General features: G+C 67.2%; 21 protein-coding genes. 14 read left to right on the forward strand and 7 right to left on the reverse strand.

Going from position 1 to position 18248, the window contains the following annotated elements; genetic code table 11:
• Window positions 1-10: 10 nt before the first annotated feature.
• Genes flgG through flgB form a run of 6 tightly spaced genes read right to left on the reverse strand, consistent with a single transcriptional unit; the run spans window position 11 to window position 4315 of the window.
• On the reverse strand, window positions 11-799 hold the full coding sequence (flgG, locus tag ACP7C5_RS00240) for a flagellar basal-body rod protein FlgG (RefSeq protein WP_010184707.1): 789 nt from the start codon (window positions 797-799) through the stop codon (window positions 11-13).
• Window positions 800-813: 14 nt separating this feature from the next.
• The gene (locus ACP7C5_RS00245) at window positions 814-1557 is read right to left on the reverse strand and encodes a flagellar basal body rod protein FlgF (protein WP_189676999.1); all 744 of its coding nucleotides are present in this window, start codon (window positions 1555-1557) and stop codon (window positions 814-816) included.
• 23 nt (window positions 1558-1580) lie between these two features.
• On the reverse strand, window positions 1581-2828 hold the full coding sequence (locus ACP7C5_RS00250; RefSeq protein WP_354288135.1) for a flagellar hook protein FlgE: 1248 nt from the start codon (window positions 2826-2828) through the stop codon (window positions 1581-1583).
• A gap of 42 nt (window positions 2829-2870) precedes the next feature.
• On the reverse strand, window positions 2871-3554 hold the full coding sequence (locus ACP7C5_RS00255) for a flagellar hook assembly protein FlgD (protein ID WP_426262788.1): 684 nt from the start codon (window positions 3552-3554) through the stop codon (window positions 2871-2873).
• Window position 3555: 1 nt separating this feature from the next.
• Window positions 3556-3963 carry a flagellar basal body rod protein FlgC gene (gene flgC / locus ACP7C5_RS00260; protein WP_133191629.1) on the reverse strand — a complete coding sequence of 136 codons (408 nt, stop codon included), beginning with the start codon at window positions 3961-3963 and terminating at the stop codon, window positions 3556-3558.
• A 1-nt stretch (window position 3964) separates the two neighbouring features.
• The gene (gene flgB, locus ACP7C5_RS00265) at window positions 3965-4315 is read right to left on the reverse strand and encodes a flagellar basal body rod protein FlgB (protein ID WP_133191630.1); all 351 of its coding nucleotides are present in this window, start codon (window positions 4313-4315) and stop codon (window positions 3965-3967) included.
• 283 nt (window positions 4316-4598) lie between these two features.
• Here flgB and ACP7C5_RS00270 point away from each other — a divergent pair, with 283 nt between their 5' ends.
• From ACP7C5_RS00270 to ACP7C5_RS00305, 8 genes are all read left to right on the forward strand, one after another.
• Window positions 4599-5255, forward strand: coding sequence for a MotA/TolQ/ExbB proton channel family protein (locus ACP7C5_RS00270; RefSeq protein ID WP_426262789.1), 657 nt, complete (start codon window positions 4599-4601; stop codon window positions 5253-5255).
• Window positions 5252-5842, forward strand: a complete 591-nt coding sequence (locus tag ACP7C5_RS00275) for a flagellar motor protein MotB (protein WP_322160910.1) — start codon at window positions 5252-5254, stop codon at window positions 5840-5842. The genes ACP7C5_RS00270 and ACP7C5_RS00275 overlap by 4 nt, the downstream gene beginning before the upstream one ends.
• On the forward strand, window positions 5839-6384 hold the full coding sequence (locus ACP7C5_RS00280; RefSeq protein WP_206365609.1) for a flagella basal body P-ring formation protein FlgA: 546 nt from the start codon (window positions 5839-5841) through the stop codon (window positions 6382-6384). Before ACP7C5_RS00275 ends, ACP7C5_RS00280 begins: the two co-directional genes overlap by 4 nt.
• Window positions 6385-6477: 93 nt before the next feature.
• Window positions 6478-6765 carry a flagellar biosynthesis anti-sigma factor FlgM gene (locus tag ACP7C5_RS00285; protein ID WP_133191633.1) on the forward strand — a complete coding sequence of 96 codons (288 nt, stop codon included), beginning with the start codon at window positions 6478-6480 and terminating at the stop codon, window positions 6763-6765.
• Window positions 6762-7112 (forward strand): flagellar protein FlgN, encoded by a 351-nt coding sequence (locus tag ACP7C5_RS00290; RefSeq protein WP_133191634.1) that lies wholly within the window; start codon window positions 6762-6764, stop codon window positions 7110-7112. Before ACP7C5_RS00285 ends, ACP7C5_RS00290 begins: the two co-directional genes overlap by 4 nt.
• Before the next feature lie 60 nt (window positions 7113-7172).
• Window positions 7173-8075, forward strand: a complete 903-nt coding sequence (locus ACP7C5_RS00295) for a lytic transglycosylase domain-containing protein (protein WP_133191635.1) — start codon at window positions 7173-7175, stop codon at window positions 8073-8075.
• A 49-nt stretch (window positions 8076-8124) separates the two neighbouring features.
• Window positions 8125-10176, forward strand: coding sequence for a flagellar biosynthesis protein FlhA (flhA, locus tag ACP7C5_RS00300; RefSeq protein ID WP_426263365.1), 2052 nt, complete (start codon window positions 8125-8127; stop codon window positions 10174-10176).
• Entirely contained in the window at window positions 10173-10916 is a 744-nt protein-coding gene (locus ACP7C5_RS00305) for a sigma-70 family RNA polymerase sigma factor (RefSeq protein ID WP_133191636.1), read from the forward strand. Before flhA ends, ACP7C5_RS00305 begins: the two co-directional genes overlap by 4 nt.
• On the opposite strand, the gene ACP7C5_RS00310 is transcribed toward ACP7C5_RS00305, so the two are convergent.
• A complete protein-coding gene (locus ACP7C5_RS00310) occupies window positions 10913-12196 on the reverse strand; it encodes a dicarboxylate/amino acid:cation symporter (RefSeq protein WP_426262790.1) in 1284 nt (427 codons plus the stop codon). The two genes, ACP7C5_RS00305 and ACP7C5_RS00310, sit on opposite strands and share 4 nt — an antisense overlap.
• A 74-nt stretch (window positions 12197-12270) precedes the next feature.
• Between ACP7C5_RS00310 and glmM the strand changes: the two genes are divergently transcribed.
• From glmM to folP, 6 genes are all read left to right on the forward strand, one after another.
• Window positions 12271-13611 carry a phosphoglucosamine mutase gene (glmM, locus tag ACP7C5_RS00315; protein WP_354288142.1) on the forward strand — a complete coding sequence of 447 codons (1341 nt, stop codon included), beginning with the start codon at window positions 12271-12273 and terminating at the stop codon, window positions 13609-13611.
• Between the two features lie 159 nt (window positions 13612-13770).
• The gene (locus ACP7C5_RS00320; RefSeq protein ID WP_426262791.1) at window positions 13771-14001 is read left to right on the forward strand and encodes a DUF1272 domain-containing protein; all 231 of its coding nucleotides are present in this window, start codon (window positions 13771-13773) and stop codon (window positions 13999-14001) included.
• Window positions 13998-14834, forward strand: coding sequence for a bifunctional hydroxymethylpyrimidine kinase/phosphomethylpyrimidine kinase (thiD, locus tag ACP7C5_RS00325; RefSeq protein ID WP_426262792.1), 837 nt, complete (start codon window positions 13998-14000; stop codon window positions 14832-14834). Before ACP7C5_RS00320 ends, thiD begins: the two co-directional genes overlap by 4 nt.
• A gap of 318 nt (window positions 14835-15152) precedes the next feature.
• The gene (locus ACP7C5_RS00330; protein WP_426262793.1) at window positions 15153-15776 is read left to right on the forward strand and encodes a ribonuclease HII; all 624 of its coding nucleotides are present in this window, start codon (window positions 15153-15155) and stop codon (window positions 15774-15776) included.
• 153 nt (window positions 15777-15929) lie between these two features.
• Window positions 15930-17057 (forward strand): site-specific DNA-methyltransferase, encoded by a 1128-nt coding sequence (locus ACP7C5_RS00335; RefSeq protein ID WP_426262794.1) that lies wholly within the window; start codon window positions 15930-15932, stop codon window positions 17055-17057.
• 119 nt (window positions 17058-17176) lie between these two features.
• Complete coding sequence (gene folP / locus ACP7C5_RS00340) at window positions 17177-18238, forward strand: dihydropteroate synthase (RefSeq protein WP_426262795.1); 1062 nt, start codon at window positions 17177-17179, stop codon at window positions 18236-18238.
• Window positions 18239-18248 lie beyond the last annotated feature (10 nt).

Genomic DNA, 18248 nt, shown 5'->3' on the forward strand with positions numbered 1-18248 from the left:
GTGTTAACCATCACAGATTTTGGTTAACATATTTCAGCATCTCGTCGGTCGCGGTGATCATTTTCGAATTCACCTCATAGGCGCGCTGCGTCTCGATCATGTCGACGAGCTCCTCGACGACGTTGACGTTCGATCCTTCGAGCTGCCCCTGGCGGATGTTGCCGCGGCCTTCTTGCCCCGCGATGCCGAGATTGGCCGCGCCCGACGCCGAGGTTTCGGCAAGGTAATTGTCGCCCTTCGACAGCAGGCCCGCGGCATTGGGGAAGCTCGCGACCTGGATCTGGCCGAGCTGGGTCGACGCCGACTGGCCGGGGACGGTCGCCGAGACGGTGCCGTCGGTGCCGACGGTGATCGCGGTCGCGCCTTCGGGGATCGTGATGCCGGGCTGGACTTGATAGCCCTCGCTCGTCACCAGCAGCCCTTCGGGGCTGCGCGAGAAATTGCCCGCGCGGGTGTAGCCGAGCGTGCCGCCGGGCAGCTGGACCTGAAAATAGCCATCGCCGTCGAGCGCCATGTCGAGGCTGTTGTTGGTCTGCTGGAACGACCCTTGCGTATCGATCCGCGCGGTGCCCTGGATCTTGACGCCGGTGCCGAGGTTGAGCCCCGTCGCGTATTTCGATTCCGAAGAGCTCGGCGCTCCGGGCGCGGTGACCGTCTGGTAGGCGAGCGTCTCGAACGCGGCCCGGTCCTTCTTGTACGCCGTGGTGTTCACGTTCGCGAGGTTGTTCGAGATGACGCGCATGCGCATGTCCTGGGCATCGATCCCAGTCCGCGCGATCTGCATGGCTGCACTACCCATGGTCTATTCCTTCTTCAGCTTGGCAGCCGCATCAGCGATGCGCTGGATTCATCCATGTCCTTGGCCGACTTCATCAGATTGGCCTGGACCTCGTAGCTGCGCTGGTTCTCGATCATGTCGACCAGCGCCTGAGTCATGTTGACGTTCGATCCCTCGAGCGCGCCGCTCTCGATCTTCGCGTCGACATCGGCGGGGAGCACGCCGCCGCCGCGCACGTAGAGCAGATTGTCGGTGCCCTTGACGGTGTCCGACCCCTTGGCGCTGGCGATCTTGAGCGTGTCGATCACTTGCGGATTCTTGATGTCGCCGCCGATCGGAATGATCGAGATCTCGCCGCTCTGCGAGATACTGACGCTTTGTGCCGGCGGGATGGTGATCGGGCCCCCCGACCCGATCACCGGGAAGCCGTCGCCGGTCTGGAGCACGCCCGAAGGCGCGATTTCCAGATCCCCGCGGCGCGTATAGGCTTCGGTCCCGTCGGTCGCCTGGACGGTCAGCCAGCTGTCGCTCGCCACCGCGACGTCGAGCGGACGCCCGGTCTGCTGGATCGTGCCGGCCTTGCGATCGGCATCGACCACTTCGGCCGACGCGGGCGTACGCGTGTCGAAATCGGAGCCTTGCAAGGACAGCCGGTCGAACACGACGCGATCGGCGCGAAAACCGATCGTCGAGGCGTTCGCCATATTGTTGGCGATCGCGGCCTGCGACGCGAGATGCGCCTTGAGCCCCGAGGCCGCGGTGTAGACCAGCTTGTCCATGCGCTACTCCAATCGCCTCCCGATCAGCCCTGAATCTGGATGATCGTCTGCGAGATCTGGCTGGCGGTATCGAGCGCCTTGGCGTTGGCCTGGAAGTTGCGCTGCGCCGCGATCAGATTGACCAGTTCCTCGGTGATATCGACGTTCGACCCCTCGAGCGTGCCCGACAGCATCGAGCCGAAGCCGTTCTCGTTGGCGGCGCCGAGCGTCGCCTGGCCCGAAACGCCGCTTGCCGACCAATAGCTGTTGCCCATCTGGCGAAGGCCCGTTGGATCGGCGAAATTGGCGAGCGCGACCTTGCCGAGCGCGACGGTGTCGCCGTTCGAATAATTGGCCGAGACGATGCCCTGCGTATCGACCGCCACGCCGGCGAGCATGCCGACCGAAGACCCGTCGACGCTGCGCGTATTGACCGCGAACGCCGTCGAGGCTTGCGTCGAACCCGCCAGATCGACCGTCAGCGTCTGCGAGACGCCGCCGGTGCCGGGCATGAAGGCGTCATAGGCGATCGCCGCGGTCGGCGCGGTGAGCTTGCCGTCGCTGCCAAACGTCACGGGCGTTCCCGCGGTCGATCCGCCGACGGTCAATTCCTTGTCGCCGGCAAAGCTGTGCACCGTCCAGGCATTGTCCGCGGTCTTGACGTAATAGTTCGTGAGCGTGCTCGCCTTGCCCGACGAATCGTAGATCGTCGACGTCGTCGTGCTGTTGTAGCTCGCGGCGTTGGTCGGGCTGAAGGTCGCGGACGGCACGCTCGCGGCGGCGTAGAGATTGACGCCGAGCGCGACCTTGCCGGTCGCCACCGGGGTGCCGCTCGTCTCGGCCAGGTTGAGCGCGCTCAGCCCCGCCGCGCCCGTTGCGGTGGCGTTGCCCTTGGCATCGACTGGATAGCCGAGCAGCGCCGACCCTTGCGCGTCGACGATGTTGTGCGTCGCCGGATCGACCTTGAAGCCGCCGTTGCGGGTATAGGCGGTGGTGGGATTGAGCCCGGCGGTCTTGACCGTGAAGAAGCCGTCGCCGGTCACCGTGAGATCGAGCGCGCCGCCGGTGGTCTTGAGATTACCCTCCGTGAATTGCTGCTGGTTCGCTTTGACGACCACGCCCGACCCGACGAGCTTGGTCGGATCGGTCGCGATGCTCGAGGCGATCACGTCGGCGAAATTGGTGCGGCTCTTCTTGAAGCCGTCGGTCGAGACGTTGGCGAGGTTGTGGCTGACGGTCGAGAGTTCGGTCTGCGCGGCCTGCAGGCCGCTGAGCGAGGTGTAGAAGGACATGGCGGGCTCCTGAAAATCTGGGAAGAAAGCGGGGGAAGGGCGTCAGCCGACTTGGCGAATCGCACTCAGCGCGACCTGGCCGACACCGGGGACGGTGAGCGTCGGGCTGCCAGTGGCGGGAACCGAAACGGTGGAGACCGGCGCCCACACCAGATTGCGGCCGGCGACGCTGCCGCTGGCGCTGCTCGCGCTGACCGAGACGGTGAAGGGGCCGGCGCCGGCGTCGGTGCCGCTCGCGGTCTTGCCGTCCCAGTCGTAATTGATCGTGCCGGCCTTCTGCGCGCCGAGGTCGAGCGTGTTGAGCAACTGGCCGTTGGCATCCTTGATCGCGACGCGGACTGCGCTCGCATCACCGTCGATCTCGGCCGCGCCGGCGATGCCGCCGCTGGTCCGGCCGTAGGCGGTGCTGCCTTCGGTCAGGATCGTCTTGCCGACATAGGACAGCGCGTCGGCGGTGCTGGTGGCGCCGAGCTTGGTCTGGATCGCCTTCAAGGTCGTGCCCATGTCGGCGATGCCCGAGGTGCTGGTGATCTGCGCGAGCTGCGCGACCATCTGGCTGTTGTCGGTCGGCGAGAAGGGATCCTGGTTCTGCAGCTGCGCGGTGAGCAGCTTGAGGAAATCCGACGTGCCAAGCGAGGTCGACTTGGCGGTGGCCGCTGCGGCCGAAGTCGACTTCGTCGCGCTGATGCCGAGGCTGGAGAGCGTGGAATCGAAGGTGCTGGCCATGTTAGCGTCCCATCTTGAGGGTATCGAGGATCAGCGATTTTGCCGTCTGCATGACCTCGACATTGTTCTGGTAGGTGCGCGAGGTCTCCATCATGTCGACCAGTTCGCGCGTTTCATCGACCGCCGATTCCCAGACGTTGCCGTCCTTGTCGGCGAGCGGATGCGACGGATCGTAATGTTTCGACGGCGTCTCGCCCGCGGTGACGATGCTTTCGACATTGACCGTCGCGAGGCCCGAGGCCTTGTCGTACTGCGTGCGGAAGATCGGCTTGATCGTGCGGTAGGCGGTCTCGGCGCTGGTCGTGACCGAACCGGCATTGGCGAGGTTCGACGCGGTCGTGTTCATCCGCACGAGCTGCGCGGACATTGCGCGCCCGGCGACCTGGAAGATCGTGAGAGGATCGGCCATTCTATTCGCCTCGCAGTGCACGGGTGATCTGGCTGATCCGCCCGTTGAGGAAGGAAAGCGTCGTCTGATAGGCGACGGCGTTCTCGGCAAAGGCGGTCTGCTCGGTCGCGAGCTCGACGGTGTTGCCATCGAGCGAAGGCTGCGAGGGCACGCGATATTGCAGCGCACCGGTGATGCTCGCATTGCCGCCGCCGGCATTTTCGACCGCGGCGAGCGCGGTGTGGAAATCGACGTCCTGCGCCTTGAAGCCCGGGGTCGAAGCGTTGGCGATGTTCGACGCGAGTACGCCCATGCGCTGCGAACGCACTTCGAGGGCTGACCCATGTACTCCGAACAAACTGTCGTTGGGCATCGCCCGTCTCCAGCGCCTTATTGCGCGAAGGGGTATCAGCAAGGGGCGTGCCAAATGGAGTATGGGGGTGAAATGCGGCATTCGGCGGGAGCGGGCGGCAAACGCTTGCCGGAGGGCGGCAATGCGATTGCCGGTCGTCGCCCCGGCGCAGGCCGGGGCCGCTGCGACGTGAGAGAGCTGGCGTAGCGCGCGGGTGACGCCGTGCGCGGTCCCATGGCGGCCCCGGCCTGCGCCGGGGCGACGCGGGGATGAAACTGGCCCGCGCCTTGCAGTGCACGGTGTGATGACAGCGCTCCTTGCCCCCTTTCTCGATCCGCTCGCCTTCGCCATCGTCGGTGGGGGGACACTCGCGGCGATGGTGCTGCGCACGCCGGCGCGCGACCTGGCGGGCGGGTTTGCCGCGCTCGGGTCACTTGCCGGGGCGCGGTTCGATGCCGACCCTTTGCTCGACCAGATCGCTGCCTTCGGCCGCATCGCCAAGCGCCACGGCGTGATGGCGCTCGACCGCTCCGTCATCGCCGACCCCGACATCGCCGCCGCGGTCGCCGCGATCGTCGATGGCGCGACGCCCGAGGATGTCGCCGAACTGCTCCGCCAGCGCCGCCGCGCGCGCACCGAACGCGCCGTGGCGTCTGCGGAACTGTGGTCGGGCGCGGCCGAGACCGCGCCGGCGATGGGGATGGTCGGCACGCTGATCGGCCTCGTCGGCATGTTCGTGAAGATGCAGGATCCCGCCGCGATCGGTGCGGCGATGGCGGTCGCCTTGCTCGCCACGCTCTATGGTGCGGTGCTCGCTAATCTCGTGCTTGCGCCGATCGCCGCGCGGCTGCGCCGCCATGCCCGCGACGAGGCGATCGAGCGGTTGCGGCTCGATCCGCCGCTTATCGCGCTCGCCGCGCGCGAGCGGCCGCGCGGTGCCGCGCTGATGGAAGTCGCATGACCGCCGCTGCCTTCGAGGACGCGCTGCCCGAGCTCGGTTCGAGCCGGCCGGTGTGGCTGATGACGCTCGCCGATCTGGCGCTTCTGCTGATCGGCTTCTTCGTGTTTCTCCAGGCGAGCCAGACGCTCGACCGGCATGCGCTCGCCAAGGGCCTGCGCGAGGGTTTCGGCGTGCGCGACAGCGCGCGGACCGAGCCCGCCGATCCGATCGCGGTGTCGGTCGGCGCGTTGCGCGGCTTTGCGCCGGGCTCGGCAGTGGCGACGGAGTCGCCCGCCGCGCTGATTGCCTGGGCGCGCGAGGCGACGCGCGACCGCCGGGTGACCTTGCGGATCGCCGGAGCGGTCGATGGCTCGCCTGGCGATGTCGACCCCGTCACCGGGAGCGGCGCGATGCTCGCCGCCGATCGCGCGCGCGCGGTGGCGACGCTGCTGCTCGTCGCGCATGCCGTTCCCGCCGATCGCCTCACGATCGTCTCCACCGCGCGACCGCTGGGCCGATCGGTGACTGTTTCCACCGGCTTTGCCGGGGCCGGCACGCGCTTGCCGCCCGGCAACCCCAATTTGCCGCCTCAAAGGACCCCGCGATGATTCGTCGTCTCCCCTTGCTCTTGCTCGCCGTCGCCGCGCCGCTCGCCGCGACAGCGCCGCGGGCCTTCCAGGATACCACCGCGCTCGACCGCGCCGTGACCGCCTTTGCCGGGCACGGCATTGGCGACGAAGGGGGCGCGCGCACGCCGATCGACAGCCGACTGAAGCTGGCCGCCTGTCCGATGGTGTCGCTGGCGTGGCGCTCCGAGGTGCATGATGCCGTGGTCGTGACGTGCACCGGGCCCGAATGGCGGATGTATGTGCCGATGAAGCTGCCCGTGGCGGCGCCCAAGGGTGCCGCGCCGCTCGTCCTGACGCCAAGCGAAGTCAGCGCGGCGCGCCCCGTCTATGTCATCAAGCGCGGCGATCCGGTGACGATCAGTGCGGGGTCGCGCGGCTTCTCGATCACGCGCGATGGCATCGCGGTCGGCGATGCCGTCGCGGGCGGGCGCTTCCTCGTCAAGATCGACGCCGCCAAGGCACCGATCCAGGCGGTCGCGATCGACAGCGGCCGCGCGACGCTGCCGGGCTGGACCGAATAAGCGGCACTGCCAAAAAAGCGCGAAATCTTTTCTTAAGGTCCGCGCGCATCGGTCGTTCCTCTCTATGTCAGCGAGAACCGCGAAGGTGCAGACATGGTAGATGCAATCGGATCCAAGGCAGTCACACCGCACGACCGGCTGGTCGTGCCGGTAGCCGCTGCAGCAAAGCCCGCGGCGACGGTCGAGCGGCGGAGCGACGCGGTGGCCCAGCAGCGCGAGCTGTCGGCGATCGCCTTCGACTTCGGCAAGCCAAGCGCCGCCGAGACCGAGCGCGTCGACGAAGTCCGCCGTGCTGTGCGCAACGGAACGTACCCGATCTCCCCTGAAACGATTGCCGACCGGATGCTCGCTTTGAAACTGTATTGGAGCCCGAACAAATGAGCGTCCCGACGCGGCGCGACGCGCTGATCGGCGTGATCGAAGCGCTCCATGCCGAGATCGGTGCGTTGAAGGTCAACGACGTCGCCGCGCTCGAGCGCGCGACCGCCGACAAGCTCGCCGCGATCGAGGCGGTTGCCGCGTTCGGCCAGGCGCCCGCCGGCGATGAGCTGCGCGCGCTTGCCGAGGAAGCGCATCGCTTGAACGAAACCTGCCGGATCTACGTCAATCTGATGGCGGCAAATGTTCGCCGCCGCCTGCAAACCTTGACCGGTTCTGCCGGTGTCGCGACCGGGTCGGGCCCCGGAACGGTCTATCGCCCCGGCATGGGGCTCGCCGCTTACGCCTGATTAAGCATCTTGGCACGACCCTTGCTGTGCTTGCCGTGAAGACGCGCAAGCAGGGGTCCGATGCCTTTCAATCCACTTTCCATTCTGAACGGGGCGGTCGATGCGACCGGCGCTGGCGGTGCGATCCGCAACGCCATCGCCAATGCCAGTCAGAAGACCGGCATCGACTTCAACTATCTGCTGGGGCAAGCCAAGCTCGAGAGCGGACTCAATGCCTCGGCCAAGGCCGGGACGTCGAGCGCGCGCGGGCTATACCAGTTCGTCGACCAAAGCTGGTTGCGCGTCGTGAAAGCGCACGGCGCCGAGAACGGCCTCGCCTGGGCTGCCAACGCGATTACGACGGGTGCCGGCGGGCATGCCACGGTCTCCGATCCGACGATGAAGCGCGCGATCCTCGCGCTGCGCAACGATCCGGCGGCGGCGTCGCTGATGGCGGCCGAACATGCTAGCGACAATAAGGACGCGCTCGAAAGCGCGACCGGGCGCACCGCGACCGGCACCGATCTCTATATGGCGCATTTCCTCGGGCTCGGCGGCGCGCGCTCGTTCCTGACGACGATGCAGGCCAATCCCGACAAGAGCGGCGCGGCGATGTTCCCCGCCGCCGCACGCGCCAATCGCGGCGTGTTCTTCAATTCCGATGGCAGCGCGCGATCGCTCTCCGACATTTACAGCCGCTTCTCGGCCAAGCTCGGCAAGAGCATCGAGGGCGCCAGCGCACCCGCAACGTCGGGCCTGGCCGCGACGCGGCTTGGTTCGTGGGGCGCCGACGTCATCCCCGGCAATGCCGAAACCTCGACCTCGGACGCGACGATCTGGGCGCAATCGACGCTCGAGCGCTTGGGCGGGGCGATGGGCAGCTCGACGACGCAGATGGCGTCGAACTCAGCCGCCAGCTTGCTCCGACCGACGCCGGCGAACGCGCGGCTCGCGTACATGTTGCTCGCGCAGATGGGGGCGTAACTAAGTGGCGATTGCTCTGACAGCTCCCGCCGGAAAGGCGGGCGGGATCCTGCCGCTGCTGCGTTCGGCAGCGCTCCCCGTCGCGATCCTTTTGCTCGTCGTGCTGATGGTCGTGCCGATCCCGGCGGCGATGCTCGATGTGTTCTTCATCATGAACATCACGATCAGCCTCGCGGTGCTGATGGTCAGCCTGAATGCGCAGAAGCCGCTCGATTTCTCGGCCTTTCCGACCGTCCTGCTGTTCGCGACGCTGTTCCGCCTCAGCCTCAACGTCGCCTCGACGCGCGTCGTGCTGGTCCACGGGCATGAGGGCGAGAGCGCTGCTGGCCATGTCATCGAGGCGTTCGGCACCTTCCTGATCGGCGGCGATTATGTCGTCGGCTTGTTCGTCTTCGCGATCCTCGTGATCATCAACATGATCGTCGTCACAAAGGGCGCGGGTCGCGTGTCCGAAGTGTCGGCGCGTTTCACGCTCGATGCGTTGCCCGGCAAGCAGATGGCGATCGACGCCGATCTCAACGCCGGCCTCATTACCCCCGAGGAAGCCAAGCTGCGCCGCGTCGAAGTCGCGACCGAGGCCGATTTCTACGGGTCGATGGACGGTTCGTCGAAATTCGTGAAGGGCGACGCGGTCGCGGGCCTGCTGATCCTCGCCGCAAACATCGTCGGCGGGTTGATCCTGGGTCCCGTCAGCCACGGCATGACGATCGCGGCGGCGGCGCACAATTACGTGCTGCTCGCAATCGGCGATGCGCTCGTGGCCCAAATCCCGTCGCTGATGCTGTCGATCGCCGCTGCCGCGATCGTGACGCGCGTCCAGTCGACGATGGATCTAGCCGGCCAGATCGGCAGCCAGTTCGGCTCGGCACGGACCTGGACCCCGGTCGCGATCATCCTCGGGCTGCTCGGCGTGATGCCGGGGATGCCGCACCTCATCATCCTGCCCGCCGCGGGCCTTGCCGGTTTCGCCGCGTGGAAGATGCGCCAGGCCTCGCGCCGCCCCGCGCCGGTCGAGATCGTGCCGGCCGAGCCGGTCGATTATTCGAAGATCGGCTGGGACGAAGTCGCCGACACGATGCAGGTCAATCTCGACATCGGCTACGGCCTGGTGCCGCTGGTCGACGAGCGCCGCGGTGCGCCGCTGATGGGGCGGATCACCGGGGTGCGGCGCCAGCTGTCGAAGGACATGGGCTTCGTCATTCCGCAGGTCCGCGTGCGCGACGACATCAACCTCGCGCCGTTCGCCTATCGCATCATCGTCGGCGGCGTCGTCGTCGGCGAGGACAGCGTCTCGCCCGACGAGATGCTCGCGCTCGATACCGGCCAGGCGGTCGGCGGGCTGATGGGCAAGCGCGCCAAGGATCCGACCTTCGGGCTCGACGCGGTGTGGATCGCGCCGAGCGACGCCGATGCCGCGACGGGTGCCGGCTATCTCGTGGTCGATCCGGGCACGGTGATGGCGACGCATCTCAACCATCAGCTCGGCGTCCATGCCTCCGAACTGCTCGGCCCCGACGAAGTCCAGGCGCTGCTCGACGGGCTCAAGGAGCGCGCGGCGAACCTGGTCGCGTCGCTCTCGCCCAATCCGCTGCCGCTCACCACGCTCACCCAGGTGCTGCGCGGGCTGCTCGCGGAGAACGTGCCTCTCAAGGAATTCCGCCGCATCGCCGCCGCGATCGCGGTCGCGGCACAGAAGACGCTCGATGCCGACGAGATCATCGAGATGATCCGCCCGGCGCTCGGCGGGCTGATCATCGGCAAGCTGTGCGGCGTGCGCGAGCCGCTGCGCGTGATGACGCTCGAGGGGCAGCTCGAAGGGCTGCTCGGCCAGGCGATGCGCGGCGATCCGTCGAAGCGCCATACGATCGAGCCCGATCTCGGCCGCCGCATCGTCGATGCGCTGCAGAACGCCGCGCAGCCGCTGATCAACGAGGCCAAGCCGTTCGCGCTCGTCGTCCAGCCCGCGATCCGCGTCGCGATCCGCAAGCTCGTCAAGACCTGCCTGCCCGATATCCCGGTGATGAGCTTCTTCGAAGTCCCCGAGGACAAATCGGTCGAAGTCGTCGCCGTGATCGGCGCAGCCGGAGCGCTCCCAGCATGACCGCACAGCCCAACCCCGCGCTTTTCGCCGACGCCCAGCCGCTCGTTTATGGCCGCACCGCGGCGCCCGACATGAACGTGCTGGCGCGCAAGCATCTCCCGCTCGTCCGGCGCATCGCGCGGCATATCCACGGCAGCATGTCGTCGGCGGTCGAGGTCGAGGATCTCGTCCAGACCGGGATGGTCGCGCTGGTCGAAGCGGCCGCTGCGTTCGAGGATCGCGGGCAAGTGACCTTCGAACAATATCTCGCCACCCGCGTGCGCGGCGCGATGATCGACGCGCTGCGCCGCAGCGCGACGATCACGCGCGGCGCGATGCAAAGGAAACGCCTGTATGCCGAGACCGTCGCGATGCTGACCACCGAACTCGGCCATGCGCCCGATGCGGCGCTCGTCGCCGCGCGGATCGGCGTGACGCCCGAGAAGCTCCGGCTCGATTATGCCAATGCCCAGCCGGTGCGGATGGAGCCGATCGACGATGTGTATTCGGACGAGGGCCCGTGGTTCGCGAGCGAGGAGCCCGACGCGTTCGCCCACCTCTCCGACGAGCAGGAGCGTGACACGCTGATCGCCGCGATCGCCAGCCTGCCAGAGCGCGAGGCGCTGGTGATCCAGCTGTATTATGTCGAGGAGTTCAACCTCGAGGACATCGGCTCGGTGATCGGTGTCGGCGCGGCGCGGGTGTGCCAGATCAAGGCGTCGGCGCACGCCCGGCTCAAGAAAGCCATGCTGCGCCGCTAGGCGGGATCGCGCAGCAGCGCATCGGCGGCGGTTTCGGGCGCGGCGGTGCTCCGCGCCGCGACTGTCAGCGTGACCGCCATGTCGAAGATGACGTTGCCGAGCGTGCGGAAGATATCGGGCATCGTCTCTACCGCGACGAGCAGCCCAAGCGGCGCGACCGGCACGCCAAGCGTTACCGCGAGCGGCGCGATCGCGCTGATGAAGCTCACTTGCCCCGGCAAGCTGACCGACCCGAGCGAGGTGAGCACCGCGATCGCGGTCGCCGCGCTCAGCGTCGCGAAGGTCAGCGGCACGCCGAACCACGAAGCGACGTAGATCGCCACCGCGAGGTTCATCGCCGGCCCGGTCGCACGCAGCATCGCGACGGCCAGTGGCAGGACCACGCCCGAGGTGGCGACGGGAACGCCCAGCGCCTCGGTACTGCGCAGCATCGCGGGAAGGCTGGCGAGCGAGCTCTGCGTGCTGAGCGCAACCGCGAGCACTGGCGCCGAGCCGCGCAGGAAGCGGCCAAGCGCGATCCGTCCGCCCCACACCGCGAGCGGCAGCGCGAACAGGCTGACGACGACCCCGACGGCCGACACCGTTGCGACGTAATGGAACAGCGCGCCGACCGCGGCGGTGCCGGTCTTGGCTGCAACGCTCAGCGCAAGCGCGAAGACGCCGATCGGCGCGATCCAGATGATCCAGCCGATCATCACCAGCATCGCATCGCGGATCGCCGCGAAGAAGCTCGTCAGGATGTCACGGCCGGTGCGATCGATCTTGGTGAGCGCAAAGGCGAAGACGAGCGCGAACAGGATCAGCGAGAGGAACGCGCCGTTCGCGGCAGCGGCGACGACGTTGCTCGGCACCATGCCGGCGAGGAATTCCCCGAGCGGCGGGACCGGGCCGGCGGGCGCTGCATCGACCAGCGCACCCCGCAGCGCCGCGGCCGATGCAGCGGGCATCGGCACGATGCCGAGGAACAGCGGCGTGAAGATCGCCGAGGCGACCGCGCTTGAGATCATCACGACGAGGATGATCGCGATCGAGCGCGCCGCGATCGCACCGCTTTGTGCCGCCGCCGTCGTCTCGGCGATCCCGGTAACGAGCAGCGCGAAGACGAGCGGAATGACCGTCATCTGCAAGCCGTTGAGCCACGCAGAACCGATCGGTCCGGCAATCGCCGTGACGGTCGGGACGGCGCCCGGCAGCCCTGCTGCGAGCGCGGTGCCGAGCGCGAGCCCGGCCACGAGCGACAGCAAAATCCGGGTCGATGGGGTGTTCAACTTCGCCGACATGCTCGCCCTTGTCATTGCGGGACGCGGTCGAACGCCCCAAAGAGGAACCCGCATAACCGAATGGACGCGCGCGCATGGCAAGAAAATATTTCGGCACCGATGGGATTCGTGGGCTCACCAACACAACGCCGATGACCGCGGCGATGGCGATGAAGGTCGGGATGGCCGCGGGCGCGCACTTCCGGCGCGGGGATCACCGCCACCGCGTCGTGATCGGCAAGGATACGCGGCTGTCGGGGTACATGCTCGAATCGGCGATGGTCGCGGGATTCACCTCGGTCGGGATGGACGTCGTGCTGCTCGGGCCGATGCCGACGCCCGCCGTCGCGATGCTGACGCAGTCGATGCGCGCCGATCTCGGCGTGATGATCTCGGCGAGCCACAACCCGTATTTCGACAACGGCATCAAGCTGTTCGGGCCCGATGGCTACAAGCTTTCGGACTCCGACGAACTCGCGATCGAGGCGTTGATCGACGGCGACATCGATCTTTCGCCCGCCCCCGAAATCGGTCGCGCACGGCGTGTCGACGATGCGCAGGGGCGCTATATCCATTTCGCCAAATCGACCTTCCCCGAGAATATGCGGCTCGACGGGATGAAGATCGTCGTCGATTGCGCCAATGGCGCGGCGTACCGCGTCGCGCCGACCGCTTTGTGGGAGCTGGGGGCCGAGGTCGTCGCGATCGGTGTCACGCCGAACGGCAAGAACATCAATGACGGGGTCGGCTCGACCGCGCCGACGCTGCTGTGCGAGACCGTCGTGAAGACGGGCGCGCACCTCGGCATTGCGCTCGACGGCGATGCCGATCGGCTGATCGTGGTCGATGAAAAGGGCCACGTCGTCGATGGCGACCAGCTGATGGCGACGATCGCAAGTGGCTGGGCGCGCAGCGGGCGGTTGAAGAATGGCGGGTTGGTCGCGACGGTGATGTCGAACCTGGGGCTCGAGCGGCACCTTGCGGCGCAGGGTATCGGCATGGTGCGCACGAGCGTGGGCGATCGCCACGTGCTCGAGGCGATGCGCGCGCAGGGGTATAATGTCGGCGGCGAGCAGTCGGGGCATATCATCCTGTCGGATTATGCGACGACCGGCGATGGTCTTGTCGCGGCGCTGCAGATCCTCGCCGAGCTCGCCTGGGCGGGGGCACCGGCGAGCGAGCTGCTGCATCGCTTCGAGCCGCTGCCGCAATTGCTCAAGAACGTGCGCTTCGCGGGCGGCAAGCCGCTCGACGATGCGGCGGTCAAGGCGGTGATCGCGCAGGCCGAGGTCGAGCTGAAGGGCAGGGGGCGGCTGGTGATCCGTCCGTCGGGCACCGAACCGGTGATCCGCGTGATGGCCGAGGGCGACGACCCCGCGCAGGTCGAAGCGGTGGTCGATCGGATCTGCGAAGCGGTGCGCGTCGCGGCTGGCTGAAAGCTCTCCCCCGTCTTTCTGCTCCCCTCCCGCTTGCGGGAGGGGCTGGGGGAGGGCAGTGCGGCATGCGATGCTGCCTCTTTGCTAGGACAGCCCCTTCCCTAGCCCCTCCCGTAAGCGGGGGGGATCAGGAGAGGCCGAGGGGAAAAGGAAGACACGATGCTCGAAATGCGCCCCGATTGCGAACGGTGCGGCACCGATCTCCCGGCCGATGAGGCGGGGGCTTTCATCTGTTCGTTCGAATGCACCTTTTGCGCGCAATGCGCCGAAAAGGCCGACGACCGTTGCCTTAATTGCGGCGGCGAGCTGATGGATCGCCCCGCGCGCGTCGATGATTTGCTCGAGCGGCACCCCGCATCGACCGTGCGGCGCTTCAAGCGGCCGCAATGAGCCGCGCTGCCACGCCGCGCATCCTGATCATCGCCGGTTCGGATTCGGGCGGTGGCGCTGGGATCCAGGCCGACATCAAGACGGTGACGATGCTCGGCGGCCATGCGATGACCGCGATCACGGCGATTACTGCGCAGAATACGCTCGGCGTCCAGGCCGTGCTGCAAGTGAGCGCCGACATGGTCCTCGCGCAGATCACGTCGTGCGTGTCGGACATCGGCGTCGATGCGGTGAAGATCGGGATGCTCGGTTCGGCGGCGACCGCGCATGGCGTGGCGGATCTGCTCGAGACGCTTGCGGTGCCGATCGTGTTCGATCCGGTGATGGTCGCGACGAGCGGTGCGGTGCTCGCCGATGCCGAAACGATCGCGGCGTTTGCGCGGTTGATGCGAATCGCGACGGTTACGACGCCCAATTTGCCCGAGTTGAGCGCGCTCCTCGCGACCATTCGCCCCGATCTTTTCGAAGGGCGCCCTCTGCGAAGCGCAGCGGATGCCGGAGATGGCGCGGTGCGCCTGGCGCATGCGTTTGCGAGCCGTGTCCTCGTCAAGGGCGGGCATGTCGACGGCGACGAGATCGTCGATCGCTTGATCGGGCCGGCGGGCGAGGTCGCATCCTGGTCGGCGGCGCGGATCGAGACGCGCAGCACGCACGGAACGGGCTGCACGCTCGCTTCGGCGATCGCGACGTTGCTGGCGCAAGGGCGATCGCTCGAGGTGGCGGTCGAGGGCGCGCGGGCGTTCGTGCGCGCATCGCTGCGCGCGGCGCCGGGTCTGGGCGGCGGGCATGGGCCGATGGGGCAGCAGGGCGTGCGGGCTGGCGACATCTCCTAAGTCGCGTTGGCGCAGGGGGCGAGGAAGAAGAAGGTTTTATTCGCGCGGAGGCGCGGAGGACGCGGAGCGGGTTCGCCTAGCTTCAGCGTATCCCGACCCGCGGAGCGGGCAGCAAGAGGCGTTTGTGTGGTCCTTGTGAACTCTCTCTCTCTACCTGCGCCTCTGCGCCTCTGCGCGAACCAAACCTTCTTCTTCTCCGCGTCTCCGCGTCTCCGCGTAAACTCGTCTTCTTGAGCGACGCCGCCCCGCCCGATCGCCGCTGCGTTCTATCGTAACCCGTCTGGCAAGTCGGCGCGCTATCCGGCATGGCTCGAGCCGATGCCAAGCCTCAAACATGAAAAGCTCTGTCTCGCGCCGGTCGCAGGCGTCGATGAGGCGGGGCGCGGGCCGCTTGCCGGGCCGGTGGTCGCGGCGGCGGTGATCCTGCCCGCCAAGGGCGTCCCGCGCGGGCTCAACGATTCGAAGAAACTGCCGGCCAGCGAACGCGAGCGGCTCCACGACCGGCTGCGCGTCTGCGCGATCGTCGGGATCGGGATCGTCGAGGCTGACGAGATCGACACGCTCAACATCTATTGGGCGACGATGAAGGCGATGACGCTTGCAGTCGAAGCGCTTGGCTGCGCGCCGGGGCATGTTCTGGTCGACGGCAACCGTCTCCCCAAATGGGATTTTGCCGCGACGCCGATCATCAAGGGCGATGCGATCAGCCTGTCGATCGCCGCCGCCTCGATCATCGCCAAGCATACCCGCGACACGATCATGCTCGCACACGCAGAGGCGCATCCGCAGTACGGCTGGCATGCGAACAAGGGCTATGGCGCGCCCGACCACCTGCGTGCTTTGCGCGAACATGGGCCGTGCGCGCTCCATCGGCGCAGTTTTCGCCCGGTCGCCGAAGCTTTCTTGCTTAACGAGTCTTCGGTGCCACACACCAGCGCTTGAGCCTGTGGATAAGTCGGGACTCAATATCTGGTTCGTTTCTCGAAATGTTCCGCCAAATTGACGGAATCTCAAGGTTTTTCGTTAACCAATGTTCGCTTGACGCGAGTCTCGTTGCTGGCAGGGATGCCCGTCACACACGAAGGGACGACGACGATGGGGGTTTTGGAGAAGATCAGGAAAGCGGCGCCGCGCGCGGTCGAGGCACCGGTGCAGCTCCCGCTCGACCAGATCCTGCGCGGCGACTGCATTGCTGCGATGCGCGCGCTGCCGGCCAAGTCGGTGGACCTGATCTTTGCCGATCCGCCCTACAACCTCCAGCTCGGCGGCGACCTGTCGCGGCCCGATGGCAGCCATGTCGATGCGGTCACCGACGAATGGGACAAGTTCGATTCGCTCAGCGCCTATGACAAGTTCACGCGCGAATGGCTCGCCGAGGCGAAGCGCATCCTCAAGGACAATGGCGCGATCTGGGTGATCGGATCGTACCACAACATCTACAAGGTCGGCGCGGCGATCCAGGATCTGGGCTATTGGATCCTGAACGACATCGTCTGGCGCAAGACCAACCCGATGCCCAATTTCAAGGGCACGCGCTTCACCAACGCGCACGAGACGCTGATCTGGGCGTCGATGGGCGAGAAGTCGCGCTACACCTTCAATTATCGCAGCATGAAGACGCTCAATGACGAGCTGCAGATGCGCTCCGACTGGGAATTCCCCACCTGCGGCGGGCAGGAGCGGTTGAAGCGCGACGGCGTCAAGGTTCACCCGACGCAGAAGCCCGAAGCGCTGATCTACCGTATCCTGCTGGCGTGCACCAAGCCCGGCGACGTGGTGCTCGATCCGTTCTTCGGTACCGGCACGACGGGGGCTGTCGCCAAGCGGCTCGGCCGGCACTGGATCGGGATCGAGCGCGAGAGCGACTATATCGCGGCGGCCGAAGAACGCATCGCGGCGGCGCTGCCGCTGGATGAATCGGCCCTCAAGACGATGCAGAGCCCCAAGGCCGCACCGCGCGTCGCCTTCGGTACGATCGTCGAGAATGGCATGCTGGTCGCGGGCGCAGTGCTGGTCGATGCCAAGCGTCGTTACAGTGTCACGGTGCGCGCCGATGGCTCGGTGATCAGTGGCGACCAGACGGGGTCGATCCACAAGCTCGGCTCGGTGTTGCAGGGGGCGCCAGCGTGTAATGGCTGGACGTTCTGGCATTACGAGACGCCCGAGGGGCTGAAGCCGATCGATACGCTGCGGCAGACCTATCTGCTGGCGACGCAGATCTAGGCGTTGCCCCGGCGGAGGCGGGGGCGCCAGGCAGTTGCGCGCAACAGGGGTTTCGCGTCAACAGGGGTTTCGCGTCAAACGCAGCGGCCCCGGCCTCCGCCGGGGCGACGGGATGATCTATGAGCAGTCTCCACCTCCGCCCGATCCAGTTCGTCGACACGCCGGTCGACCGCGACGGCGAGGTCGCGCGGCTGGCCGGCGGGATGCTGTGGTTCTCGGCCTATGAGGTGATAGAGGACGGGCATCGCCGGACGGTGCCGATCGCCGATCTCGCCACGCTGCTGCGCGACGACCGCGCGGCGCGGCTGCACGCGGCGATTACCGCCCCGCGCGCCGCGCTCACGCTCGGCGAGCGGACGCTGCGGTTCGATCAGCCGTCGGTGTGCGGCATCCTCAACGTGACGCCCGACAGTTTCTCCGATGGCGGAAGCGTGTCGGACGATCCTGCAGCAGCAGCGAGCGCCGGTGTCGCGATGGCGGCGGCGGGGGCGGCGCTGATCGACGTCGGCGGCGAATCGACACGGCCGGGCGCGGCGACGGTGTGGGAGGGCGACGAAATCGCGCGCGTCGTGCCTGTGATCGAACGACTCGCGCGCGCGGGTACGCTGGTGTCGATCGACACGCGCAAGGCCGCAGTAATGGAGGCGGCGCTCGCGGCGGGGGCGGCGATCGTCAATGATGTTGCGGCATTGCTGTGGGATGATCGCGCGCTCGACGTCGTCGCCAAGGCGGGGTGTCCGGTGGTGCTGATGCACTCGCCCGATCCGGCCAAGGGACCGCATGGCGGGCAGGGCTATCGCGATGTCGTGGTCGAGGTGTTCGACTGGCTCGAGGCGCGGATTGCTGCGGTGGTGTTAGGCGGGGTCGCGCGGTCGCGGATCATCGTCGATCCGGGCGTGGGCTTTGGCAAATCGCTCGCCGATAATCTGGCGCTGATGAATGCGCTGACAATCTTTCACGGGCTCGGCTGTCCGATCCTGCTCGGCGCGAGCCGCAAACGCATGATCGGAGCTTTGTCGAACGAAGCACCGGCAACCGAGCGGCTGGGGGGATCGGTCGCGCTCGCGCTGACGGGGGTGATGGCGGGCGCGCAGCTGCTGCGCGTCCACGATGTATTCGAAACCGTCCAGGCGATGCGGGTATGGCGCGGTCTGCGCGACCGCGCCCTGGTCGGGCGGTAGCCTCAGGCTA

The organism is Sphingomonas sp. PWP1-2 (assembly GCF_049898305.1).
GTDB lineage: Bacteria > Pseudomonadota > Alphaproteobacteria > Sphingomonadales > Sphingomonadaceae > Sphingomonas > Sphingomonas glacialis.